Here is a 23445-nt window from a genome sequence, read left to right as displayed (position 1 = left end):
CCCTAGCGTTGGGAGGGGTCAAGATTCCCGGAACGCCAGGGGGTCAGATTTCAGGATCCGGCGACACCTCTCACAGAACAGAAGATCACGCGGTAGTCGTCTCACACACCACGCCAGCGGGCTTGACCCGCCGCGATCTCCGAAGGCCTCGACTGCGCGCCGCGGCCGACCAGCACAGCGCGCCAGCACGTCGCGACGGCTGGCGGGGCCGGGCGAGAAGATCTCGCCCGGCCCCGCGGGCCTCATAGGATCCGAACCGTGGAGCACACCCACCGGTCCACGCCGACCAGCGTGAACGACGCGGCCAGCGCCCGGCGCCGTCCCCGGAGCCGGATCGCCCCGGAGACCTCCACCGCGCCCTCGTGCGGCTGGGACGGGTGGGAAACTCAGCAGCCGGGCTCCGCCGCGCAGCCCGCTGGTCTCGACCGGCATTGCGCGCAGGTAGCGCAGCACCCGCGGGGCGACCAGGTCGGTTAGCTGCTTGGCCGGACGGCGCTGGTCGAGCACCTCCACCAGCATCGCTACCGTCCGGTGCGCTTGCAAGATCGCGGCGCGGTCGAGCGGGACGTCGGTGACCGGGTCGCCCGGCGGAAGCTCGGGCAGGGGGTCGGCCGGGGCGCGGTGCCCACAGGTGGGGCACGGGTCGAGGAAGCCCTCACCGTCGAACACCACCGTGCGGACCGGGCGGAGCCCGAGCACCCGGCGAAGGGTGTCGTCGTGGGGCGTCTCCTTGTGGTCGAGGGTCTGGGACATGGCGGCCTCCTGGAGATTCGGCAACCAGCCCGAGCAGCAGGTCAGTTCTTCTAGTTGTGGTGGGGCTGGCTGCGGGGCGCGGTGCGAAGCGCCCGCCCTTGCCGTCCGCGCCCGACTCCGCCTGGCGAGGCTCGCGGGCAGGGGCGACCGTCAGGTCGTCGGCGAAGCCGATGCGCAGCACCCTTGCCCGTGAGACCGGGCGGAGTAAGCGGCCCACCACCGAAGACGCAGCCCGGGCCGAGAGGCCGGTCGTCTGCACTTGGCTCGAAACTGCACGGCACGCGTGTCGTCGCCGTCGGACTTTCGGCCGCGCCCACGGCCGTGGTACTCGTCGCGGCGGCGTGCTTGAGGTCTGGCCAAACGTGAACTGCCGCCTCAATTCGGCTGTTACCAACTCGCGATCCGCCAGCGGTAACGAGCCGCCCACGCACTGCGATCCGTGAAGTGACGTCGGGGGACGAAATGCACGAACGGAGACGCTCCCCCATGTCTCAGCCTCATCCGCCACGTCCTGGTCAGCCGTACTACGGCCCCCAGAACGGTCGGCCCGGTCCCTACCCGCCCCCACCTCGGCAGCCGCAGCCGATGCCGCAGCCGTACGGCCAGCAGTGGGCGCCGCCGCAGCAACCACGACCGCAACAGTTCGGCTTCACCGGCAGCCACCAGCAGCCGCCGCAGATCCCCACGCAGCGCCGCGCCGAGCCGACGCCGCCGAAGAAGCGGAAGAAATGGCCGTGGATCATCGGCGCCCTCATTCTGATTCCGATCCTCGGCTTCGCCGGCTGCACCGCTCTCGTCGGTGGCGCGGTCAAGGCTGTCGACGACGCTCGCCAGGGCGGCACCGTGAACCTGGGCGAGACCTACACCTACGCCTCCGGCATCGCCCTGTCGGCCAGCGCCCCCAAGCCGCACAACCCGAAGAACCAGTTCATCGTGGCCAAGAACGAGCAGGGCTGGGAGTCCACAGTCACCATCACCAACGGCAGCACCAAGCCCATCGGCGCGTCGCTCGTGACGATGAGCGCTACCGCCAACGGCGCACCCACCCAGCAGTACTGGGGCGACGGCAACGGGCTGCCGACCCAGCAGATCGCGCCCGGCCAGTCCCTCGCCGTGCCGTTCCAGTTCAAGACGCCCAAGGGCACCAAGGGCTCACTGCAGATCGCCGTGGCCGCCGAACTGAACGAGCCCGTCTTCTTCAACGGCTTGCTCGGCTGATCAAGCAGCGCAATTGTCTGAAGGTCTCAGCCACTCCCGAGCGCTGGTCCGCGCACGTCGGACCAGCGCCGGAGTTTGCCGACCGTGTCGCCGCGCGGAGGGGCACTCCGCAGCTGCCGCGCAGAGCTCGGTTCAGTTGCGGTCAGGACCCGCCGAAGACGATCCTTGTTCCCGTCGGGGCCGGAGTGTCCAGGTCGTCGACGACCATCCCGTCGAGCTTGATCACCTTCCGCTCGAGATGGGCGGCGATCCGGTCTTCCGACAGCATCGCCTCGAGGCGGGTCCGGACCGTCGGGATCTCCTCAGCCTGCTCTGCGTCGCTCACGTCAGGATCAACTTCTTCGGTACGTCGGCGGATGCCGTCGGCTGGCTCACCTCTTCGGGGCTTATCGGTCAGCTCCGGTAGGTCTGGCCGTTGTAGCGGCGGAGCTTCAACGCCTCGGCCGGTACGAGCTGGTCAGCGAGAGTCAGGCCCGACGAGGGGTTCCGCGTCGCCCACATGATGGGGAATGTGACAAGCCCGTACCAGCGCGCGTCGAGCCCGCGGAACCACGAGTGGAGCTCGCCGTTCGCGACGCCGGCGACGTCGAGCACTCCGGGCTTGCTGATGTCGATGTTTCGTCGTTCCTGCGGGCCGTAGATGCACCGCAGGTCGACGTAGACGGGCTTGGCCATCCTGCGCATGGGCACCGCCTCCTACTCGAACGCATGTTCGAATCGTACGGCTCCGCGCCACCGCTGTCGTCTCCAGCCGCGGCACGCCACTCCACAACGCGCAAGATCGGGCAGCGTCAGGAAGGACTGCTCGGCGCGACGAAAGTGCGGATGCGCTCCTTCAGCTCGGGATCGGCGACCTCCATGGTGAAGTCACCAAGGTCGCTCGGGTCGCGGCCGTCACGGCGGACGGCGTCGACGAGCAGCTGACGCAGCTGGGCGGCATTGTTCGGGTCGGCCTCGGCCGAGAAGTCGGCGATGACATAACCGCGGCGGCGGACCACGAAGTCGAGGAGCCTCGCCGAAGCAGGAGCGGGTGGGGCAGGCTGCGCCGGCTCGAACTCGGCGATCTCCGGCTCGGGCTCCTGCGCAACTGGGATGGCCGATGAGGGGTCGGCGTCTCCGAGTCGTCGATCTCCGCGGTCTCGAGGACGATCGGGCGGCCTCCGCTCTTCAGTAGAACCAGGCCCCACTCCTCGAGAAGGTGCAGCGCTTTGTAGACGGTGACGCGACCTTCTCGAACGGGAGGCGTGGCGCCGTCTTCGCGCGCTCGCTCGCGGATGCCGCCATCTTCGGTCGCTCCGGCAGTCGCGCCGCGATCCCGGCGGCGGCGCGCTGGTCGGCCTCTGCCAGCCATGCGCTGTAGACCCACAACGTGGTGATGCGGCCGCCGCTGTGTCCCAGCCGCCCGGGCGACAGTCCGGACGTCCATGCCGGCGGCGATCAACTCCGTCGCCGAGTAGTGCCGAAGCGCGTGAAAGTGCGTCTCGATCCCGAGGCGCTTCGCCATGCGCGTGTAGCGCTGCCCTACCGACGACGGCACCAGTGACTCGCTGCTATCCGGTGCCTGCGAGAAGACGTACGCCTGCCCGGTCAGCAGCTTGCCGACCTGCGCCGCGGCCTCCTCTGCGCGGGCCCGATGCTCGGTCAGGACCGCCCGCGTCTCGTCGTCGATCGTCACGCGGCGCTGCTGGTGGGTCTTCGTGTCCTTCTCCACCAGGTTGCGATGGCCGTCGGTGGCGAGGGCGCGGCGGATCTCCACCAGGCCCTGCTCAAGATCGACGTTCCGCCAGCGTAGTGCGCAAACCTCGCCGCGACGAGCGCCGGTCGTCATGGTGAACCACACCAAGGCGCCCCAGTCGGGGTCCAGCGAGGCCTCCTCGATCAGCTTCGCCGCCTCCGCGGGAGTCGGAGGCCGCGGGTCCGGCGGCTTGGGGGCCGGCGCCTCCGCTTGCGCGACTGGACTCGTCGCCACCCACCGCCAGCGCACAGCGCGCTTGTAGGCGCCGCTCAGCAGGTGGTGGATGTGGCGGATCGTGGTGTTCGACAGCGGCTTGCAGACGTGCGGCCCGCAGCGCTCGTCGCACTCGTGCGGCCGCGGCGTGCGGTGGTCGATCTGCCGGCTTCGCGGCCGGCAGTGGATGCGGCAGCGACGTAGCTCCGCGTAGAGCGAGTCGAGTGCGTCGGGGTCGACGGCGCCGGCCTTCAGCTCGCCGATGAACGGGCGGACGTGGTTCTCGAGGTACCGCGTGTACATGACAGGCGTGCTGGAGCTGACGTCGATCATCTCAAGGTACCGGTCGAGCAGCTGGTTGACCGTGGCCGACGTCCGCGGGCTCCGCCGCTCGTCGACTTCGTTGAGCATCCGGGTGCGCGCCGCCTCAGCCTGAGCGCGGGCTCGAGGACCGGGCTTGGTGATCTCCGTCAGGTAGTGGCGACGGCCGGTGACGGTGTCCCAGCCCGCGTACACGCGCACGCGGAGGCCGCCGCTGGGCAGCTCGTCGAACTCCCGCGGGGCCGTGTCCGACCGGCCTTCCTGCTCGCCATGGGACCGACGCTAGGAGCGTTGATGTCACGTTTGATGTCGCGACACGCGACCGCTGAGCGTGTCGCAGAGGCTCCTGACCTGGTCAGGGAGGGTGGGCGCGGCAGGGATCGAACCTGCGACCGCTCGGGTGTAAACCGAGTGCTCTCCCGCTGAGCTACGCGCCCCGGTCCCGGGCCGGCGGGCGGCCCGGGAAGTGACTACAGCGCCGCGAGGGCCTTCTTCCAGCCCTCCTGGTCGCGGGCCTCGCCGGGCTGGTTGACCTCGGCGAAGCGGACGACACCCTCCTTGTCGACGAGGAAGGTGCCGCGGACGGCCATGCCCGCGCCGTCGTTGAAGACCCCGTAGGCCTTGGCGACCTCGCCGTGCGGCCAGAAGTCCGACAGCAGCGGGAACGTGTAGTTCTCCGCGGTGGCCCACGCCTTGAGCGAGAAGGTGGGGTCGGTGGAGATCGCGAGGATCTGCACGTCGTCGTTCTGGAAGGACGAGAGGTCGTCGCGCACCGTGCAGAGCTCGCCGGTGCAGATCCCCGAGAACGCGAACGGGTAGAAGACCACCAGGACGGCCTTGTCGCCCTGGAAGGACGACAGCGAGACCTCCTGCTTGTCCTGGTCCTTGAGCGTGAAGTCCGGGGCCTTGCTGCCCACCTCGGGTGCCATGCGTCGTTCTCCTCGAAGGCATGCGGATGCCCGCGGCGCGGGCAGACGTCGAGGCGAGCCTACTAGGGGGCCTACGGTGGCGGGCGCGGGCGGGACGCCGGGTCCCTGGCCGCGGAGCAACCGGGGGTGCGCCATGGCCACCGTCGGCGTCCGGGACATCGTCCACGACGTCGAGGCCGCGATCGACTTCTCCACCCATCACCTCGGGTTCGCCGAGATCATGCACCCGGCCCCGACCTTCGCCATGCCGGGCCGCGGGACCTGCGACTGGCCCTCAGCGCACCCGGGGGCGGAGGCAGTACGACCGCCGACGGCCGGGTCCCCGAGCCGGGCGGCTGGAACCGCTTCGCGCTCGAGGTCACCGACCTGCCGACCGTCGCCGAACAGCTGCGCGCGGCCGGGGTGACCTTCCGCAGCGGCCTGGTGGAGGGGGTCGGCGGCGACCAGGTGCTCGTCGAGGACCCGTCGGGCAACCCGGTCGACCTGTTCGCGCCGAGGCAGGCCGAGGCCCGCCTCGACCCGACGACGTCCTAGGTGCGCTTCTTGCCCGCCTTCGGGGACATCAGCCGGGCCCCGGCCCAGTCCTCGCCGACACTGATGTTCGACGTCTGCGCCAGGCCCGCGGTGGGCGCGGCCTCCGCGATCTCGCTGGGCTCGAGATGACCGCTCCGCCCCGTCTTCGGGGTGAGCACCCAGATCATGCCGTTCTCGGCGATCATGCCCCTGGCGTCCACGAGGGTGTCGACGAGATCGCCGTCGCCCTCCCGGAACCACAGGAGCACGACGTCGATGACCTCCTGGGCGTCCTCGTCCAGGAGCTCCTCGCCGGTGACGTCCTCGACGGCCTCGCGGACCGCCTCGTCGACGTCGGAGTCATAACCCAGTTCCTGGACGACCATGCCCGGCTCGATGCCGAGCTTGCCCGCGATGTCGGACGATCGTCCGGCATCTTCCGCGGCGACCACGCGTACACCTCTTTCCTCGAGTACGGCGGCACGCCGATGCGGCCACCGAGAGTCGGTTCGGATGCGGAATCCGAACACGACCATGCGGCCCCGCGCAACCGCCGTTCCGTGATCATGCGGCGAGGGGCACGATAGGGGGCACCGCTCGGGGGCACCGCACGGCACGACCCCGGGGAACGCGACACACTGCACGAACACCTGTACGAGCCACCCAGGGAGACCCCTTGACCGGCCAGAGCACCACCGGCGGCGACAACCCGGCCCGCGACGGCAGCGACGGCCCGCGGCGCGTCCACGTCATCCGTGACGGCCTCGCGGCCCACCTCCCGGACATCGATCCCGAGGAGACCGCCGAGTGGCTGGACTCGTTCGACGCCGCGCTGGACAACGCGGGCCAGCAGCGCGCCCGCTACCTGATGCTCAGGCTGCTCCAGCGCGCCCGTGAGCGCCACGTCGGCGTCCCGGCGCTGACCAGCACGGACTACGTCAACACCATCCCCACCGATCGCGAGCCGTGGTTCCCGGGCGACGAGGACGCCGAGCGCGCCTACCGCCGCTGGATCCGGTGGAACGCGGCGATGACGGTGCACCGCGCGCAGCGGCCGGGGATCGGCGTCGGGGGGCACATCTCGTCCTATGCGTCGTCGGCCACGCTCTACGAGGTCGGCTTCAACCACTTCTTCCGTGGCAAGGACCACCCCGGTGGCGGCGACCAGGTCTACATCCAGGGCCACGCCTCCCCCGGCATCTACGCCCGCGCGTACCTCGAGGGCCGGCTGACCGAGGACCGCCTCGACGGCTTCCGCCAGGAGGTCAGCCACGGCGGGCCCGGCCACGGGCTGCCGAGCTACCCGCACCCGCGGCTGATGCCGGACTTCTGGGAGTTCCCCACGGTCTCCATGGGCATCGGCCCGATGAACGCGATCATGCAGGCGCGGTTCAACCGCTACCTCAACGACCGCGGCATCAAGGACACCACCCAGCAGCACGTCTGGGCCTTCCTCGGCGACGGCGAGATGGACGAGCCCGAGTCGCGCGGCCTGCTCCAGGTGGCCGCGACCGACCAGCTCGACAACCTGACCTTCGTCATCAACTGCAACCTGCAGCGGCTCGACGGCCCGGTGCGCGGCAACGGAAAGATCATCCAGGAGCTGGAGTCCTTCTTCCGCGGCGCCGGCTGGAACGTCATCAAGGTCATCTGGGGCCGCGAGTGGGACGCCCTGCTCCACCAGGACCGCGACGGCGCCCTGATCAACCTGATGAACGTCACCCCCGACGGCGACTACCAGACCTACAAGGCCAACGACGGGGCGTACGTCCGCGACCACTTCTTCGGCCGGGACCCGCGCACCAAGGCCATGGTCGAGCCGCTCACGGACGACCAGATCTGGGGCCTCAAGCGCGGCGGCCACGACTACCGCAAGGTCCACGCGGCGTACAAGGCCGCGACCGAGCACCACGGCCAGCCGACCGTGATCCTGGCGAAGACGATCAAGGGCTACGGCCTGGGCTCGCACTTCGCCGGCCGCAACGCGACCCACCAGATGAAGAAGCTCTCCCTGGACGACCTCAAGCAGTTCCGGGACGAGCAGCGCATCCCGATCTCCGACGCCCAGCTCGAGCAGGACCCGTACCTGCCGCCGTACTACCACCCGGGCGACGACTCGCCGGAGATCCAGTACATGAAGGAGCGTCGCCGCCTGCTCGGCGGGGCGCTGCCCTCGCGGCGCACCACCTCGAAGCCGCTCGTGCTGCCGGGCGACAAGGTCTACGAGGCGGTCCGGAAGGGCTCCGGCAAGCAGGAGGTCGCCACCACGATGGCGTTCGTCCGACTGCTGCGCGAGCTGGTGAAGGACAAGGAGATCGGCGGCCGCTTCGTGCCGATCATCCCGGACGAGGCCCGCACGTTCGGCATGGACTCCATGTTCCCGACGCAGAAGATCTACAACCCGCACGGGCAGCACTACACGTCCGTCGACGCGTCGCTGATGCTGGCCTACAAGGAGTCCGAGCAGGGCCAGCTGCTGCACGAGGGCATCAACGAGGCCGGGTCGGTCGGGTCGTTCACCGCGGCGGGCACCTCGTACGCCACCCACGACGAGCCGATGATCCCGGTCTACGTCTTCTACTCGATGTTCGGGTTCCAGCGGACCGGCGACTCGATCTGGGCGGCGTCGGACCAGATGGCGCGCGGCTTCCTCGTCGGCGCCACGGCGGGCCGCACCACGCTGACCGGCGAGGGCCTGCAGCACAACGACGGGCACTCGCTGCTGCTGGCGGCGACGAACCCGGCGATCGTGTCGTACGACCCGGCGTTCGGCTTCGAGATCGCCCACATCGTCAAGGACGGGCTGCGCCGCATGGTCGGCGACGACCCGGAGAACGTCATCTACTACCTGACGGTCTACAACGAGCCGTACCCGCAGCCGGCCGAGCCGGAGGGCCTCGACACCGAGGGCGTGCTCAAGGGCATCTACCGCTACCTGGGCACGAACTCCGAGGACGGGCCGCAGGTCCGGCTGATCTCCTCGGGCGTCGCACTGCCGTGGGCGATCCGGGCGCGCGAGCTGCTGGCCGAGCAGTGGGGTGTCGGCGCCGAGGTGTGGTCGGTGACGTCGTGGGGCGAGCTGCGCCGCGACGGCGTCGAGGCCGAGCACCACAACCTCCTCCACCCCGACGCCGAGCCGCGGGTCCCGTACGTGACCCGGGCACTGGGCGGCACGGACACGCCGGTGATCGCGTCCTCGGACTGGATGCGGGCGGTCCCGGACCAGATCCGGCAGTGGGTGCCGGCGCCGTTCGTCGTCCTCGGCACGGACGGCTTCGGTCTCTCCGACACCCGGCCCGCGGCGCGCCGGCACTTCGCGGTCGACGCCGAGTCCATCGTGGTCGGGGCGCTGCAGTCACTGGCCGCGCGGGGCGAGGTCGAGAAGGGTGCACCCGGCGAGGCCGCCGCGAAGTACCGGATCGACGACCCGCAGGCCGCCGGCCCGCAGACGTCGGACTCCGGCGTCGCCTGATCGGTGGAGGGGGCCGCGGGCACCTCGCCCGGACGGCCCCCTCCGGACGATCAGGTGCCCGTTGCCGTGTTTCGGTCCCGTTCCGGGACGAATACACAGCTCACGACCCCTCGGCAAGCGACGAGAATCACGCTAGGCTCCGCCCGACGCCGACCCTCCGATGGTGGATCGGGGTCCCGACCAGGGCGCGGACAGTAGCGGCCGGCCGGCGTTTCCCGGGGCGAGAGCCTCGAGCACGTACGAGGAGAGCAAGAATGGCAGAGGGCACCGTCAAGTGGTTCAACAGCGAGAAGGGCTACGGCTTCCTCGCTCCCGACGGTGGTGGCGCGGACGTGTTCGTGCACTACTCCGCGATCCAGGTCAACGGCTACAAGAGCCTCGACGAGGGACAGCGCGTGTCCTTCGACATCGAGCAGGGCCAGAAGGGGCCGCAGGCCACGCAGGTGACGCCGATCGGCTGATCCACCCGTCCCGTCCGTCCGGTCGGGGCGCCACCCACCAACCGGCGCACAATCCGTTCCGCTTTCCTCGCCCGTCTCGGCGCGAGCCCCGCACGGCACGTGTCAGCGAACGATCCGTACGTCGTCGAGGCCGGGGTGACCTCCTACGGTCACCCCGGTCGTCGACGTCCGGGGCCGGTCGGTCCTGAGCTCATCCCGGTCGCAGGTCGCTCCCCATCGACCAGACCAGCACCTCGGCGCCCTCCGGGCCCGCGGTGAGCGTCGTGCTGCCCGCGGACGCCGCGCTCGCGGAGCCGGCCGGCGGCGCGGTCACCCGCAGCTCGTCACCCTCGCCCAGCTCTCCGGCGGGGGTGTCCGTGCTGCCCGCCACCAGGAAGACGTGCAGGTAGGGAGCCTCGGGGAGCGACCAGGCCGCGCCGGCGGGGAGCCGGGCGGCGTACAGCTCGCCGTCGGCGCGGCGCAACGGGAGCGGCAGCGGGCCGTCGCCGGGCCGGCCGGACGCCACGAGGAACGGTCGGCCCGCCGCCAGCTCGTCCCCCACGTCCCGGCGGGTGAGCGCCGGCGCGCGCAGCGGCCCGTCCGGGACGAGCCAGGCCTGCACGAACCGCACCGGGCCGGGGCCGCCGCACCGCTCGGCGTGCTCCACGCCGGTGCCCGTGGAGAGCACCTGCACCGTCCCCGGGCGTACCCGGACCTCGTTCCCCAGCGAGTCCGTGTGCGCGAGCTCGCCGGCCACCACCCAGGTCACCAGGTCGACCTCGTCGTGCGCGTGGGTGTCGTAGCCGGCGCCCGGCGCGACCCGCTCGTCGTTGTGGGCCAGCAGGGCCCCGAAGAACGTGTTCGCGGGGTCGTAGTGGGCGCCGAAGGAGAAGCCGTGCCGGGCCTCGCAGCCCGCGTGCACCGTCCGCGCCCGGTCCGCGCCGCGGCGCAGCTCCACCCGCCCGTCCCCACCGGTCACGCCGCTGCTCACGGGGTCCTCCTCCCGGCGCGTCCGACCCGCGCCGGCGTGCCATGCTTCCCCATGTGACCCTGTCCGACGTGCGGGCGGTCTCCGCGGCCACCCTGCGCCGCCTCGAGCTCGCCACGGGCGACCTCGCCGCGGCCTGTCTGTCCGCGATGGAGGACGGCCAGCCGTGGTTCGCCCGCCTGCCGGCCGACCAGCGCGCCGGCGTCCTGCTCGTCACGCAGACCGGGGTCAGCAACTTCGTCGCCTGGCTCGGCGAGCCGGACGAGACGATCCGGCTCACCGCCGAGGCCTTCCGGATCGCCCCGCGCGACCTCGCCCGGCGGCTCTCGCTGCGCCAGACCGTCGATCTGGTGCGGATCGCCACCGACGTGTTCGAGGAGCGGCTGCCGCCGCTGGCCGCCGACGAGACCGAGTACCGGATCCTCGTCGAGGCCGTGCTCCGTTTCGGCCGCGAGATCGCCTTCGCCGCCGCCACCGTCTACGCCAACGCCGCGGAGACCCGTGGGGCGTGGGACGCGCGGCAGGAGGCGCTCGTCGTCGACGGCGTGGTCCGCGGCGACGCCGACGACGCCCTGGTCTCGCGGGCGGCCGCGCTCGGCTGGGACCCGGCCGCGGCGGTCCGCGTGCTGGTGGGCAGCCCACCCGCCGCCGACGGCGGCGACCCGGCCGAGAGCCTGTCCGGGATCCGCCGGCACGCCACCCGCCTGGGGCGCTCCGTGCTGGTCGGGGTGCAGGGCAGCCGGTTGGTCCTGCTGCTCACCGAGCCGCGCGGCCGCATCGCGCCCGACGACCGGCCGCGCGGCGGCGCCCACCCGATCGCCTCGCTGGTGGCGGACTTCGGGCCGGGGCCGGTCGTCGTCGGGCCGCGGGCGCCGAACCTCGCGGCGGCGCACGTCTCCGCCCGCGACGCCCTCGCCGGGCTGCGCGCCGCCCCCGGCTGGCCCGCCGCGCCCCGGCCCGTCGACGCCGACGACCTCCTCCCCGAGCGCGCGGTGTCCGGGGACCCGGCGGCGCTGCGGCTGCTCGTCGAGTCCGTCGTGACGCCGCTCGAGGCGGCCGGCGGGGAGCTCCTGCGCACGCTCGCGGCCTATCTGGAGGGTGGCGGCGCCCTCGAGGCGTGCGCCCGCGCGCTGTTCGTGCACCCCAACACGGTCCGGTACCGGCTCCGGCGCGTGAGTGAACTCACCGGACGCGCCCCCGCGGACCCGCGGGACGCCCTGGTGCTCCGCACCGCCCTGCTGGCGGGCCGGCTCGCGGACGTCCCCGCGCCCGCGATCATGCCCTGACCTGGCCGGACCCTCCACACCGCGTCGGACGCGCACGGAGGTGACCGGCGGGTAGCGTGCCGCGCATTGGAGGAACCCCACAAATCGCGGCGGTCAACGTGGTGGGTGCCGGTGTTCCGTTCCCGGGCGGCGCAGTGTTGGCTGTAGCGCTGTGATCGCCTTGCTCGCGCCCGGTCAGGGGTCGCAGTCCCCCGGCATGCTCGCGCCCTGGCTGGAGGACCCCGCGGCCGCGGAGACGGTGGCCGCCTGGTCCGAGGCCACCGGACTCGACCTCGCCCGCCTCGGCACCACCGCCGACGCCGACGAGATCAAGGACACCGCGGTGACCCAGCCGCTGGTCGTCGTGAACGCGCTGCTCGCCGCCGCCCGGCTCGCCGATGCGGTCCCCACCTCCCTCCCCGCCTCCGCGCCCACTGCGGGCCACTCGGTCGGCGAGCTCGCCGCCGCCGCGATCGCCGGCGTGCTCACCTCCGACGAGGCCGTGCGCCTGGCCGCGATCCGGGGCCGCGCCATGGCCGACGCCTGCGCGTTGGAGCCGACGGGCATGGCCGCCGTCCTCGGCGGCGAGGAATCCGTGGTGCTGGCGCGGCTCGAGGCCCTGGGCCTGGACCCCGCGAACCGCAACGGCGCCGGGCAGATCGTGGCCGCCGGCCCGCAGGCCGCGATCGAGGCGCTGGAGAAGGAGCCACCGGAGGGCGCCCGCCGCGCCGCGGTGCTGCCGGTCGCCGGTGCGTTCCACACCCGTTTCATGGCCCCGGCCGAGGACGCCGTGCGCGCCGCCGCGGCCGAGCTCAGCCCCGGGGACCCGGCGCGCCCGCTGCTGACCAACTCCGACGGCTCGGTGGTCAAGGGCGGCGCCGCCGCCCTCGACCTGCTCGTCGCGCAGGTTACCCGGCCGGTCCGCTGGGACTCCTGCATGGCGACGCTCGGCGAACTGGGCGTGACGGCGGTGTTGGAACTGCCACCGGCGGGCACCCTGGTGGGGTTGGTCCGCCGTGACCTCAAGGGCGTCAAGACCCTGGCGCTGAAGACCCCCGACGACCTGGACAAGGCCGTCGCGCTCATCGAGGAGCACGCATGACGACGTTCCGGCTCCCGCCGTCCGTCCCGGGGGCGCGCATCGTCGGGCTCGGCAGCTCCCAGCCCGAGCACGTCGTGACCAACGACGACCTCGCCCGGCGCGTGGAGACCGACGACCAGTGGATCCGCGACCGCGTGGGCATCGTGGAGCGCCGTGTGGCCCAGGACGAGTCGCTGGTCGACATGGCCGTGGAGGCCGGCTCGCGGGCGCTGAAGGACTCCGGCCTGACCACCGCCGACATCGACACGGTCATCGTGGCCACCTGCACGATGACAGCGCCGATCCCCAACGCCGCGGCGCAGACCGCGGAGCGGATCGGGATCAGCGCGCCCGCCGCCTTCGACCTCAACGCCGCCTGCGCCGGGTTCTGCTACGGCCTGGCCGCCGCCGCCGACCTGATCCGGGCCGGCTCGGCACGCAACGTCCTGGTGATCGGCGCGGAGAAGCTCTCCGACTGGGTCGACTGGGACGACCGCTCGACCTGCATCATCTTCGCCGACGCAGCCGGCGCGGCCGTGGTCACCGGCGCACGCGACGAGGACGAGATCGGCGTGGGCCCGGTGTCGTGGGGCTCCGCCGGCGACATGGCCACCGTGATCCGGATCCTCGAGGAGAGCACGAACAAGCTGCACCAGGAGGGCCAGACGGTCTTCCGGTGGGCCACCACCCGGATCGCCCCGGTGGCGCTCGACGCGATCGCCAAGGCCGGTCTGACCCCCGCCGACATCGACGTGCTGGTGCCCCACCAGGCGAACTTGCGGATCGTCGAGGCGGTGGCCAAGAAGCTCCGCAAGGAGGGCGCCCGCGAGGACATGCGCGTGGCCGACGACATCGTCCACTCGGGCAACACCTCGTCCGCGTCGATCCCGATGGCGCTCGACCACATGCGCGCCGCGGGGAGGATCCGTTCCGGCGAGATCGCCCTCCTCGTAGGCTTCGGCGCGGGACTGTCGTACGCCGGCCAGGTCGTGCGCGTCCCGTGAGCTGTCCCCTGACCGAGATCCACCCGAGTTCCACCCCACAGAATGAGGAGCACGCCCGTGGCTGACACCGCCGAGATCCTGTCCGGCCTCGCCGAGATCGTCGAGGAGGTCGCCGGCATCGACACCGCCGAGGTGACCGCCGAGAAGTCCTTCGTCGACGACCTCGACATCGACTCGCTGTCCATGGTCGAGATCGCCGTGCAGGCGGAGGACAAGTTCGGCGTGAAGATCCCGGACGACCAGCTCGCCGAGCTCAAGACCGTCGGCGACGCCGTCTCGTACATCGAGAAGAACCAGTAAGCCCGGCGGTCCTCCCGCCGCACCGCCCGCTCGCCAGAAAGGCCTTCCATGACCGACGTCGTCGTCACCGGCTACGGCGCGACGACCCCGCTCGGCGGGGACGCCGCCTCCACCTGGGACGCCCTGCTCGCCGGCAAGTCCGGCGTGGGGCACACCACCGGTGAGTGGGTGGAGAAGCACGACCTGCCCGTGAAGATCTCCGCGCAGCTCGCCGTGGAACCCACCGAGGTCCTGCCGCGTGTGCAGGCCCGCCGGATGGACCGCGCCGAGCAGGTCGCGATGGTGGCGGCGCGGGAGGCGTGGGCGCACGCGGGCCTCGCCGTCGAGAAGGGCGAGGACCCGAAGGTCGACCCGACCCGGTTGGCGGTGATCGTCGGCACCGGCATCGGTGGCGTGACCACCCTGCTGGACCAGGACGACCTGCTGGAGTCCGACGGCCTGCGCAAGGTCTCGCCGCTGGTCGTGCCGATGCTGATGCCGAACGGGCCCGCCGCGCTGATCTCGCTGGAGATCGGCGCGAAGGGCGGGGTCCACTCGCCCGCGTCCGCCTGCGCGACCGGCGCCGAGGCGATGGCGTGGGCGTGGCGACTGCTCAAGGCGGGCGAGGTCGACGTCGTGGTGGCGGGCGGTGCGGAGGCCTGCATCGCGCCGATCACCGTGGCCGGGTTCGTCCAGGCGCGCACCCTCTCGCAGCGCAACGACGCACCGCAGGAGGCGTCCCGGCCCTTCGACACCGGCCGGGACGGGTTCGTGCTCGGCGAGGGCGCGGGCGTGCTGGTCCTCGAGCGGCGCGAGTTCGCCGAGGCCCGGGGTGCCACGGTCCACGGCACCCTGGCCGGCATCGGCCTGACCTCGGACGCCTACCACATCACGGGGCCGGACCCCGAGGGCGGCGGGCAGGGCCGGGCGATGCTCAACGCGGTGCGGACCGCGGGCCTGGAGCCCTCGGACGTCGGGCACGTGAACTGCCACGCGACCTCCACCGTGGTCGGCGACGTGGGCGAGGCGAACGCGATCAAGAAGGCGCTCGGCGACCACCCGGTGCTCACCGCACCGAAGGCGTCCATGGGGCACCTGGTCGGCGGGGCCGGCGCGGTCGAGGGCCTGATCGCCCTGCTCTCGGTGCGGGACGGGATCATCCCGGCCACGCTGAACCTGGAGGACAAGGACCCGAAGGTGGACCTCGACGTCGTGGCGGGCGAGCCGCGGAAGATGGAGCTCACCGCGGCGGTCAACAACTCCTTCGGGTTCGGCGGACACAACGCCAGCCTCCTGTTCACGAAGTAGACGGGCGGGCTCCGGGCGGCTACCTCAGTCGAGGCAGAACTCGTTGCCCTCGGGATCGGCCAGCACGAGGAAGCCCGCGCTCATCGGGGGCGCGGGCTCCGAGCGGCGCAGTCGCGTGGCGCCGAGTGCGACCAACCGGTCGCACTCGGCCTCCAGCGCCGCCATTCGCTCCTCGCCCTGCAGACCGGGAGCGGCCCGGACGTCGAGGTGCACGCGGTTCTTGGCGGCCTTGTCCTCCGGCACCTGCTGGAAGAACAGCCGCGGACCCTGCCCGGCCGGGTCCTCGATCGCCGATCTCGAGTTGCGCTGGTCCTCCGGCACCCCGATCCGCGCGAGGAACTCCTCCCACGCCGCCAGCGGGTCGGCGCCCTCCGGCAGCTCGATCCCGGGCGGGCCGGGATGGACGTAGCCCAGCACCTCGCGCCAGAACGACGAGAGCGCGCGCGGGTCGTGCGCGTCGAAGGTCACCTGGATGTGGCGGCTCATGCGTACACCTTGGCAGCCGCCACCGACAGAATCGGTCGTCAGCAGGGCTGGGAGAGTGTGCTGCCCGGGGTGCCGGCCCCGATCGCGAGGCCGGCCCCCGTCATCGGCAGCGTGCTGCGCCAACAGATCCGGCCCACCCTCAGGTCCGCCGGCGCGTCGGCGACGTCCTGGGTGCTCGTGAAGCGCACCAGCGCCCGCACCCCGTCCGGGGCGTCCTCGATCCGGTCCACGCGAATGGTGCCGTCCTGCGTGCTGCGCACGCCCGCCAACCACGTCTCCGCCGGCTGCGCGGCGAGCCGCTCGGGGGTCACGGTGAGCGCCCACGCGGCGTGGTCGTGGGCGTTGACGGCGTCGAAGTAGGCCTGCAGCCGCTCGCGCACGGCGAGGTGCTGGGGATGACCGAGGGCGTCGAGGCTCAGCTCGACGCTCGAGGGGCCGGCCCCCGTCCCCGGGACCGGTTCGGGTGCGTCCGTGGGCGCCCCCGCCTCGAACGCCCGTCCCCCGATCAGCCAGGCCGCGGCCGCCGCCGCGACCACTACCAGCGCGAGCGCTCCCGCCGTCGCGACCGCCACCGCATTCCGCACGGGGACAGTCTGCCCCAGTGCGCTGCTCCGGACGGAGCAGACACGACGGCCGGAACGGTCAGCCGACCTGGTGCAACCAGGTGACCGGAGCGCCGTCGCCGGCGAAACGGCAGGCCTCGAGCTCGGCGTCCCAGGCTTCACCCAGGGCGTCGGAGATCCGTGCGGGGAGCATCGACGCCGGCCCGTCCGCGATGATCGTGCGGAGCTGGTCCTCGCCCAGGAGCACGTCGCCGTTGGCGCTCATCCGGCCCGTCCACAACCCCAGCCCCGGGACGTGGCAGAACCGCTGGCCGTCGACGCCCGTGCTGGGCTCCTCGGTGACCTCGAAGCGCAGCATCGGCCACGCCCGGAGGGCACCGGCGAGCGCGCCGCCGCTCCCCACGGGTCCCGTCCAGCTGAACTCCGCGCGCAGCTGACCGGGTACGGCCGGCTGCGCGCTCCACTGGAGCGTCACCCGTGTTCCGAGGACGCCCGACACCGCCCACTCGACGTGCGGGCAGACCGCAGTCGGCGACGAGTGGACGTGGACCACGCCGCGTGTGCTCACTGCAGACCTCCGCTTCTGACAGACGTGGATCGTCTTCCCCTACGTCCACGGTCGTCGGCGTCGGCCGGCGTTCCGGGTCCTTCGGCCCGGACGGGATGGAACTGTGCGTGATCACTCTGCCCGATCCCGCTCGCGTCTGCCAGCACCGATCGGTGGCTGCGGCGTGTCGCACACATCCGGGAGTGTCGATCGACTAGGGGCGACCTCGCAGTCCCCGCGATCATCGCCGCACCTCTCCCCCGTCGACGAAGACGTTGTCCCGCAGCTCCGCGGCCCCTCGGACCCGCAGTGGCGCGGCTCCGGCGTCGCGGTGGAAGCGGTTGCCCGTGATGCGCAGGACGGCGAGCGGCGCGGCGGCCGCGTCGCGCCGCAGCGTGTACCGGCCGCCGCCCAGCTCGTTGTCGCGGATGACCACCGGCCCCGCCCGCTCGACCCGACGCTCGTGGTCGCCGGCGCTCTCGTGCCGCGCCGGCTCGGCGGGGTCGACCAGCACGGCACTGCCGAGACCGGGCCCGGTACCGAGCCGGATCCGGTTGGCCTCGACCAGGACGTCGCCCTCCGGGGCGGCGAGGGCGATCGCGTCGACCGGGCGGTCGGGCCGGGGGGCGAAATCGTGCAGCCAGCTGTTCCGCAGGGTGGCACCCGGGCCGAGCCGGGCGCCGTCGGCGCGGACCGCGGTCATCTCGATGCGCTCGGCGACCCAGTCCGGCCCGTCGACGGCGGCGTCGGTGAACGCACCGGTCAGCGTGGTGTCCTCGATCCGCACCGAGCCGCCGTCGAGGGTCCGGATCCCGGCCGCACCGGTGCCGTCGCCGGTGATGCGGCTGCGCCGGACGACCACGTCCGGCGCCGCGACCACCACGCTGCCGACGAGGTCGAGCCCGTCGAGCACGGCGCCGGGCGTCCGGATCACGAGCGCGGCACGGACCGGGCAGAGCCGCACGCCGGCCGGGGTGCCGACGCTCTCCGGCGGCGGCGGCACGTACGGCCCCACCTCGGCGCAGATCGGCACGGGCCCGGCCACCGGCGCGGCGGTGTCGCTCCCCGCGCCCGCGCCGACGGCGAGGCTCGCGGCGAGCGAGGTCGTCACCAGGCCGCCGAGCACGCCCCGCATCGAGAGCATGCACGGAGCGTACGACGTGAGTTACGCCGAGTGGCCCAACGGGTCCGGCGTGTCCTACCCCTTTCGGCTCAGGCGAGCGAGTAGTGCAGCACGCCCTCCTGCTCCGTCCGAGTGAGTGCACCGCGTTCCACCAGCACCTCGAGATGGTGCTGGGTCTCGAGGATCGCGAGCATCGCGTTCCACCGGTCGAGGTCGGCGAGCGCGTGGTTGCGCCGCGTCCACGGCAGCGCCTGCGCCACCAGGTACGGGGTGTGTCGGCCCTCGCGCACGGCCGCGAGCGAGGCGTCGAGCCGGGCTCCGTGATGCGCCAGCAGCTCGTCGACGCGCTCGTGCACCCGCCGTCCGACCGGTCCGTGCGCCGGCAGCAGCGCCGCGTCCGGACGCTCCCGGACGAGCTGCAGGGACGCGAGGAAGGCCGACAGCGGGCTGGCCGTCGGCACCGGCTCCAGGCCGATCGACGGGGTGATCCGCGGCAGGACGTGGTCGCCGGCGAAGAGAAGGTCGTTCGCCTCGTCGGCGAACACGACGTGCCCACGGGTGTGTCCGGGCGTCTCGATCACCTCGAGGGTCCGGGACTCCCCGACGACGACCTTCGACCGGTCCTCGAGGTACCCGTCCGGCAGGAGCCAGCCGTTCATGTCGCGGACGTGGTCGCGGCCGGCGCGCTCCATCGCGGCGGCGAGCTCCGCCGCCCCGGCCCGGCGCAGCCGCGGCACGGAGTTCTGCGACTCCGCGTGGTCGGGATCGATCACCCGTTCCAGGTTGACCCGCTCACCGGCCCCGATCAGGACCTCGGCGCCGAACTCGCGCCGGACGGTGACGGCCTGCGTGTAGTGGTCGCGGTGCGAGTGCGTGACCAGGAACCGGCGCACCTCGCGCAGGTCCGAGCCCAGGGCCCGCAGGGCCTGCCCGAGCAGCTCGCGGGACTCCTCGAGCGCCCACCCGGCGTCGACGAGCGTCCAGCCGGGGTCGCCCCCGCGCTCGTCGGCGACGGCGTGGACGTTGACCGCGCGCAGGCCGTCGTTCGGGAGCGGGAGGGGGATCCGGTACGCCCTCCGCCACGCGGAACACGCCGGACTCGGTCCAGTCGCCGCCGGAGAGGCTCGGGTCGTCGTCGGTGACGGTCGGAGCTACCACCCGCCGAATACTAGTCGAACGATCGTTCATCTCTCACCGGACGAAGGTGTCGGGTTCCGCACCTTGCGCGCCACCGGTCATCCGTCCCCGCCCGTAGAACTCGTCGAAGGTGGTGAGGATGAGGTCGAGCGGCAGGTCGGTGAACACGCCGCGGTGGTGCACGTACTCCATGTAGCGGCTGCCGTCGCCGGAGAACTCGTGCATGAGCGCGTCCGTGCGGCCGTCGAACGGGATGGGCGAGACGCCGAAGCGGGCGCACAGCTCGGCGTTGAACGCCGGGGTGGCCTTCACCCAGCGGCCCTCGACGTGCAGGTCCGTGTAGCCGTGGAAGACGAAGACGTCCGAGCCCATCCGCGCACGCAGCCGCGGCGTCGTGAGGTGGTTGCGGACGTCGGCGAACCCCAGCCGGGCCGGGATCCCGCAGGCCCGCGCCGCGGCCGTCAGCAGGACCGCCTTGGGCACGCACCAGCTGCTCGGCGCGACGGCCACCGCGCTCGCCCGGTAGTCGGCGGGATCGGTGGAGAGGTGGTGCGGGTCGTACCAGATCTCGTCGCGGACGGCCTCGAACAGCCGCGCCGCGACCTCGACGGGATCCGTCGCGGCCCGGGCGGCGAAGGCACGGACCTCGGGCGAGTCGGAGTCGACGAAGCCCGCGGGCGCGAGGTGTTCGGCGAGGACGGGGTCCGGGGCGGCATCAACACTGGCGCTCACCCCTCGCAGCGTAGGCGCTCGACCCCGGTCGCCTCGTGTGACGACGGCCGCTGCGCACGCTGCGTCGATCAACAGTGACGACGAGTGCCCGGATCGACCGTTTCCACTCGTTCGGGACACCCGTAACCACCCGGACGGTGACGCTGGGTCGTCTAGGGTTCCGCACAGGAACACCACAGGTGAGCGCGCAGGCCCGGACGTGGGCCGGCGCCGACAGGGCGGAGGGGCGCACGGCATGGCTACAGAGGATCGGGACCACCCGGACGTGATCGGCGCTCCGTTCCTCACCGTGGCCGAGGTGGCGGAGCGGATGCGCGTGTCGAAGATGACCGTCTACCGCCTCGTGCACAGCGGCGAGCTGCCCGCGGTGCGCTTCGGCCGGTCCTTCCGCGTGCAGAAGGGCGCGGTGGAGGAGCTCATCGCCGCGGCGCGGTACGAGGCGGGCTGACCCGCCTCAGCGCTCGCGGCCCCGCGGCTTCAGCGGGGTCGACGGGAGCGCGGGCGCGGCGAGGGGCAGGCCCTCGTACCCGGGGACGGCGCCGAAGCGGTGGTCGGCGCCCCCGACGATCTCCGCCTGCCACTGGGCCCGCGCCGCGGCGACCTCCTCGCCGCTGCGCCCCACGAAGTTCCACCACATGACCAGCTGCTCGGCGAACGGCTCGCCCCCGAGCAGCAGGAACCGGCTCTCCGGCTCGGCCCGCAACGGGACCTCCCGGCGACCGGTGCCCAGGTAGAGCAGGGTGCCGGGACCCAGGACGCGGCCGTCGACCTCGGGGGCGCCCGACACGGTGAGCACCGCGTGCTCGAAGTCCGGCTCCAACGGCAGCGCGGTGGTCGCCCCGGCCGCCAGCCGGACGTCGACCCCCACGATCGGGCTGTGCACCCGGCCCGGGGACCGCGCTCCACCGAGCTCGCCGAGCAGGACGGTGGCGCGCAGGCCGTGCGTGGTGACCTGCGGCAGATCGGCATGGTGCTCGAAGCGCGGCGCGACCGTGCGCTCCTCCCCCGGCAGCGCCACCCAGAGCTGCGCACCGTGCAGGAACGGGGAGTGCGGGTCCGGGGACTGCTCGGAGTGCGCGATGCCGCGACCCGCCGTCATCAGCCCGAGCTCGCCGGGCCGGACCAGCACGTCGCTGCCCAGGGAGTCCCGGTGGTGCACCTCGCCCTCGAGCAACCAGCTCACCGTCTGCAGGCCGATGTGCGGGTGCGGGGCGACCTGCATGCCCGGCTCGGCCGCGATCTCGTCCGGCCCGTAGTGGTCGACGAAGCACCACGCCCCGACCATCCGCCGACCCAGGCCGGGCAGCAGCCGGCGGACCTCGGTGCTCTCCCCCAGCTGCACCCGGCGCGGCTCCAGCAGCTCGCTCACCGGCCCGCCGGTCGCCCGCGACTCGCACACCGTGACCCGCGGATCGGCTGTCACGTCGCTCATCCGACCACCCCCCGAACGTGACGATACGGGCACGCACCGACATGCCCGCGTCACACCGGCCTGACAGACTCCCGCGGTGCGACGCGACGTGACCGCCCGGCTCCAGCTGACCGTCTCCGAGCCCGCGCTGATGGCGTTGCAGATCGCCGTCGCCGGCGGCGCGACCTCCGAGCGCCTCACCCTCACGCTCGACGACACCGTCCTCGACCCGCCGCGGGAGCTCGACGCCGGCCACGGCGGCCGCACGCACGTGCTCGACTGCGCGCCCGGCGAGCTGGTGGTGGAGTACGTCGCGCAGGTCGAGGGGCGGCGGGAGGTGCTGGTGCCGCCGCTGGCCCCGGAGATGGACCGGCTGCTGGCGTTGCGGCCGAGCCGGTACTGCCCGTCGGACCGGCTGCTGGCCACCGCCACCCGCGAGTTCGGCACGGTCGAGGGCGCCGAGGCGCGGATCGCCGCCGTGACCGCGTGGGTGCGGGAGCGGCTCGCCTACGTGGGCGGTTCGAGCAAGCCGACGGACGACGCCGTCGACACCCTCCTGCTCGGCGAGGGCGTCTGCCGGGACTACGCCCATCTCGTCGTCGCGCTGCTGCGGGCACTCGACGTTCCCGCGCGGCTCGTCGCCGTGTACGCCCCGGGCCTGTTCCCGATGGACTTCCACGCGGTCGTCGAGGCGTGGACGGGGTCGCGGTGGGTCGTGGTCGACGCGACCGGCCTCGCCCCGCGGGCGTCGATGCTGCGGATCCACACCGGGCGCGACGCCGCCGACACCGCCTTCCTCACCACGCACCACGGCGCCGTCACGTTGACGTCGATGCAGGTCATGGCGGTGGTCGACGAGCTGCCGAAGGAGGACCCCGCCGCGGTGCTGGAGCTGGGGTGAGGGCCGGTCCCGCCGGGGTGCGGGGTGAGATGCGGATGCGCGGAGGTGGCGATCGTGCCCGCGGCGGAGCCGGGTGGTCGGTGGTGCGGCGCCGCTACGGCCGTCGTGACCACCGCGGACGCAGCCGACCGATGATCATGAACGGCGCGAGCCGAGACCGGCGTCGTGGAGGCCGAGGCGGACCGGGTTCGCCAGGTCCGGGGCGCGCACGAGGCCGTCGTATGGGGTCACCGTCTGCGAGGCCACGCCGTGGCATGATCGTCGAGTCTGGACGGAGGGGTCGTTCATCGACCGTCCCACTCCACGATGCGTGACCATGGTTGCGCATGCGGAAGGGCCTACACGGATCGCTCCTGCGCCGTTCGTGCACCGCGTCCGTCGGCCGCGCTCTCCAGCGGGGTCCGTGGCTCGGAGTGAGGGCGGCTGCAGCGGGGCCGTTCCCGCCGTCGCCGAGCCCGGCGACGGCGTGACCACCACCGAGGGCGACGACGACCGCGGTGGCGCGCGCCGGGACCAACGTCCCGATCGGACGGCGTGGCCGGCGGTGCGCCCCCGGTCGTCCCTGCGTCCGAGGTGGCCGCCGTCCTCGTGCGTGTGCCGGCGCGCGGGAACCGTTCCACCGGGCGGCCGCCGGCCACAGCTACCCGGTCTCCGACCCCGCGAGTCGGGACGAAGGGACACGCAAGTCGGGAGCTGCGGCGTGGGGAGAGTGGGGCTGCGCGGAGAGAGCGGCTGCGGGGAGAGGAGCGACTCGGCCCGCCGGGCCGCGATCCCGGGGGCCGCGCGGGCGGCCGCGGCGCCCGGGCTCCGACGGCACCACGATCGGACGGCCGAACGCCTCCGACAACGCTCGGTGGGCTAGCGGCGTCGCCGACGACGAAGTCGAACGATTCCGCGTCCGTTTCCCGCATGGTGGCGAGAACCGGACACCGCGTCGAGTGCGGCGGCATCGACCGTCGGCGGCGGTGACCCGCACCGGTTCACGGGAGGCCGAGAGGGCCATGTCGACGACGGTGCCGGCAGCCC

The 23445-nt window shown here is 72.8% G+C and carries 25 protein-coding genes and 1 tRNA gene; 11 read left to right on the top strand and 15 right to left on the bottom strand.

Annotated elements, in window-relative coordinates; genetic code table 11:
- Positions 1–18 precede the first annotated feature (18 nt).
- The gene (locus tag LWC35_RS11350) at positions 19–753 is read right to left on the bottom strand and encodes a hypothetical protein (protein WP_232870021.1); all 735 of its coding nucleotides are present in this window, start codon (positions 751–753) and stop codon (positions 19–21) included.
- Between the two features lie 585 nt (positions 754–1338).
- Between LWC35_RS11350 and LWC35_RS11345 the strand changes: the two genes are divergently transcribed.
- On the top strand, positions 1339–1971 hold the full coding sequence (locus LWC35_RS11345) for a hypothetical protein (RefSeq protein WP_232870020.1): 633 nt from the start codon (positions 1339–1341) through the stop codon (positions 1969–1971).
- A 142-nt stretch (positions 1972–2113) separates the two neighbouring features.
- Here LWC35_RS11345 and LWC35_RS11340 read toward each other — a convergent pair whose 3' ends face one another.
- The 5 genes from LWC35_RS11340 to LWC35_RS11320 all read right to left on the bottom strand — a co-directional run bounded on the left by LWC35_RS11340 (position 2114) and on the right by LWC35_RS11320 (position 5169).
- Entirely contained in the window at positions 2114–2296 is a 183-nt protein-coding gene (locus tag LWC35_RS11340; RefSeq protein WP_232870019.1) for a hypothetical protein, read from the bottom strand.
- A gap of 68 nt (positions 2297–2364) precedes the next feature.
- A complete protein-coding gene (locus tag LWC35_RS11335) occupies positions 2365–2655 on the bottom strand; it encodes a hypothetical protein (RefSeq protein WP_232870018.1) in 291 nt (96 codons plus the stop codon).
- Positions 2656–2806: 151 nt separating this feature from the next.
- Positions 2807–4441, bottom strand: coding sequence for a tyrosine-type recombinase/integrase (locus LWC35_RS11330; RefSeq protein WP_232870017.1), 1635 nt, complete (start codon positions 4439–4441; stop codon positions 2807–2809).
- Between the two features lie 164 nt (positions 4442–4605).
- Positions 4606–4677, bottom strand: a tRNA-Val gene (locus tag LWC35_RS11325).
- Positions 4678–4710: 33 nt separating this feature from the next.
- Positions 4711–5169 (bottom strand): peroxiredoxin, encoded by a 459-nt coding sequence (locus LWC35_RS11320; RefSeq protein ID WP_232870016.1) that lies wholly within the window; start codon positions 5167–5169, stop codon positions 4711–4713.
- 126 nt (positions 5170–5295) lie between these two features.
- Here LWC35_RS11320 and LWC35_RS40890 point away from each other — a divergent pair, with 126 nt between their 5' ends.
- Positions 5296–5703 carry a VOC family protein gene (locus LWC35_RS40890; RefSeq protein WP_372463032.1) on the top strand — a complete coding sequence of 136 codons (408 nt, stop codon included), beginning with the start codon at positions 5296–5298 and terminating at the stop codon, positions 5701–5703.
- Here the strand turns inward: LWC35_RS40890 and LWC35_RS11315 are convergent.
- Positions 5700–6134 carry a DUF3052 domain-containing protein gene (locus tag LWC35_RS11315; protein ID WP_232870015.1) on the bottom strand — a complete coding sequence of 145 codons (435 nt, stop codon included), beginning with the start codon at positions 6132–6134 and terminating at the stop codon, positions 5700–5702. The two genes, LWC35_RS40890 and LWC35_RS11315, sit on opposite strands and share 4 nt — an antisense overlap.
- Positions 6135–6358: 224 nt before the next feature.
- On the opposite strand from LWC35_RS11315, the gene aceE reads away from it, so the two are divergent.
- Positions 6359–9154: a pyruvate dehydrogenase (acetyl-transferring), homodimeric type gene (gene aceE, locus LWC35_RS11310; RefSeq protein ID WP_269803948.1), complete on the top strand. Its 2796-nt coding sequence runs from the start codon at positions 6359–6361 to the stop codon at positions 9152–9154.
- A gap of 254 nt (positions 9155–9408) precedes the next feature.
- Entirely contained in the window at positions 9409–9615 is a 207-nt protein-coding gene (locus LWC35_RS11305; RefSeq protein ID WP_037052393.1) for a cold-shock protein, read from the top strand.
- 190 nt (positions 9616–9805) lie between these two features.
- On the opposite strand, the gene LWC35_RS11300 is transcribed toward LWC35_RS11305, so the two are convergent.
- The gene (locus LWC35_RS11300; protein WP_232870014.1) at positions 9806–10585 is read right to left on the bottom strand and encodes a pirin family protein; all 780 of its coding nucleotides are present in this window, start codon (positions 10583–10585) and stop codon (positions 9806–9808) included.
- A 53-nt stretch (positions 10586–10638) separates the two neighbouring features.
- Between LWC35_RS11300 and LWC35_RS11295 the strand changes: the two genes are divergently transcribed.
- The 5 genes from LWC35_RS11295 to LWC35_RS11275 all read left to right on the top strand — a co-directional run bounded on the left by LWC35_RS11295 (position 10639) and on the right by LWC35_RS11275 (position 15519).
- Entirely contained in the window at positions 10639–11868 is a 1230-nt protein-coding gene (locus LWC35_RS11295; protein WP_443690203.1) for a PucR family transcriptional regulator, read from the top strand.
- 151 nt (positions 11869–12019) lie between these two features.
- On the top strand, positions 12020–12949 hold the full coding sequence (locus LWC35_RS11290; RefSeq protein WP_232870012.1) for an ACP S-malonyltransferase: 930 nt from the start codon (positions 12020–12022) through the stop codon (positions 12947–12949).
- On the top strand, positions 12946–13932 hold the full coding sequence (locus LWC35_RS11285) for a beta-ketoacyl-ACP synthase III (protein WP_232870011.1): 987 nt from the start codon (positions 12946–12948) through the stop codon (positions 13930–13932). The genes LWC35_RS11290 and LWC35_RS11285 overlap by 4 nt, the downstream gene beginning before the upstream one ends.
- 57 nt (positions 13933–13989) lie before the next feature.
- Positions 13990–14232 (top strand): acyl carrier protein, encoded by a 243-nt coding sequence (locus LWC35_RS11280; protein WP_037052399.1) that lies wholly within the window; start codon positions 13990–13992, stop codon positions 14230–14232.
- 48 nt (positions 14233–14280) lie between these two features.
- Positions 14281–15519 (top strand): beta-ketoacyl-[acyl-carrier-protein] synthase family protein, encoded by a 1239-nt coding sequence (locus LWC35_RS11275; protein ID WP_232870010.1) that lies wholly within the window; start codon positions 14281–14283, stop codon positions 15517–15519.
- Between the two features lie 24 nt (positions 15520–15543).
- On the opposite strand, the gene LWC35_RS11270 is transcribed toward LWC35_RS11275, so the two are convergent.
- The 6 genes from LWC35_RS11270 to LWC35_RS11245 all read right to left on the bottom strand — a co-directional run bounded on the left by LWC35_RS11270 (position 15544) and on the right by LWC35_RS11245 (position 20107).
- Positions 15544–16005: a VOC family protein gene (locus tag LWC35_RS11270; RefSeq protein WP_232870009.1), complete on the bottom strand. Its 462-nt coding sequence runs from the start codon at positions 16003–16005 to the stop codon at positions 15544–15546.
- A 38-nt stretch (positions 16006–16043) separates the two neighbouring features.
- On the bottom strand, positions 16044–16589 hold the full coding sequence (locus LWC35_RS11265) for a hypothetical protein (protein ID WP_232870008.1): 546 nt from the start codon (positions 16587–16589) through the stop codon (positions 16044–16046).
- Positions 16590–16647: 58 nt separating this feature from the next.
- Positions 16648–17136, bottom strand: coding sequence for a DUF3145 domain-containing protein (locus LWC35_RS11260; RefSeq protein ID WP_232870007.1), 489 nt, complete (start codon positions 17134–17136; stop codon positions 16648–16650).
- Between the two features lie 220 nt (positions 17137–17356).
- Positions 17357–18259, bottom strand: a complete 903-nt coding sequence (locus LWC35_RS11255) for a hypothetical protein (protein ID WP_232870006.1) — start codon at positions 18257–18259, stop codon at positions 17357–17359.
- A 68-nt stretch (positions 18260–18327) separates the two neighbouring features.
- A complete protein-coding gene (locus LWC35_RS11250) occupies positions 18328–19275 on the bottom strand; it encodes an MBL fold metallo-hydrolase (RefSeq protein ID WP_308194522.1) in 948 nt (315 codons plus the stop codon).
- 154 nt (positions 19276–19429) lie between these two features.
- Complete coding sequence (locus LWC35_RS11245; RefSeq protein ID WP_232870005.1) at positions 19430–20107, bottom strand: transglutaminase-like domain-containing protein; 678 nt, start codon at positions 20105–20107, stop codon at positions 19430–19432.
- Between the two features lie 235 nt (positions 20108–20342).
- Here LWC35_RS11245 and LWC35_RS11240 point away from each other — a divergent pair, with 235 nt between their 5' ends.
- A complete protein-coding gene (locus LWC35_RS11240) occupies positions 20343–20555 on the top strand; it encodes a helix-turn-helix domain-containing protein (RefSeq protein WP_232870004.1) in 213 nt (70 codons plus the stop codon).
- A gap of 6 nt (positions 20556–20561) precedes the next feature.
- Here the strand turns inward: LWC35_RS11240 and LWC35_RS11235 are convergent, their stop codons facing one another.
- Positions 20562–21539 carry a pirin family protein gene (locus LWC35_RS11235; protein ID WP_232870003.1) on the bottom strand — a complete coding sequence of 326 codons (978 nt, stop codon included), beginning with the start codon at positions 21537–21539 and terminating at the stop codon, positions 20562–20564.
- A gap of 76 nt (positions 21540–21615) precedes the next feature.
- Here LWC35_RS11235 and LWC35_RS11230 point away from each other — a divergent pair, with 76 nt between their 5' ends.
- The gene (locus LWC35_RS11230) at positions 21616–22419 is read left to right on the top strand and encodes a transglutaminase-like domain-containing protein (protein WP_232870002.1); all 804 of its coding nucleotides are present in this window, start codon (positions 21616–21618) and stop codon (positions 22417–22419) included.
- Positions 22420–23445: the final 1026 nt, after the last annotated feature.

It is taken from the genome of Pseudonocardia kujensis (assembly GCF_021283305.1).
Classification (GTDB): domain Bacteria; phylum Actinomycetota; class Actinomycetes; order Mycobacteriales; family Pseudonocardiaceae; genus Pseudonocardia; species Pseudonocardia kujensis.
The sequence above is the reverse complement of the archived record's forward strand: the minus strand, read 5'-3'. Positions and strand labels throughout refer to the sequence as shown.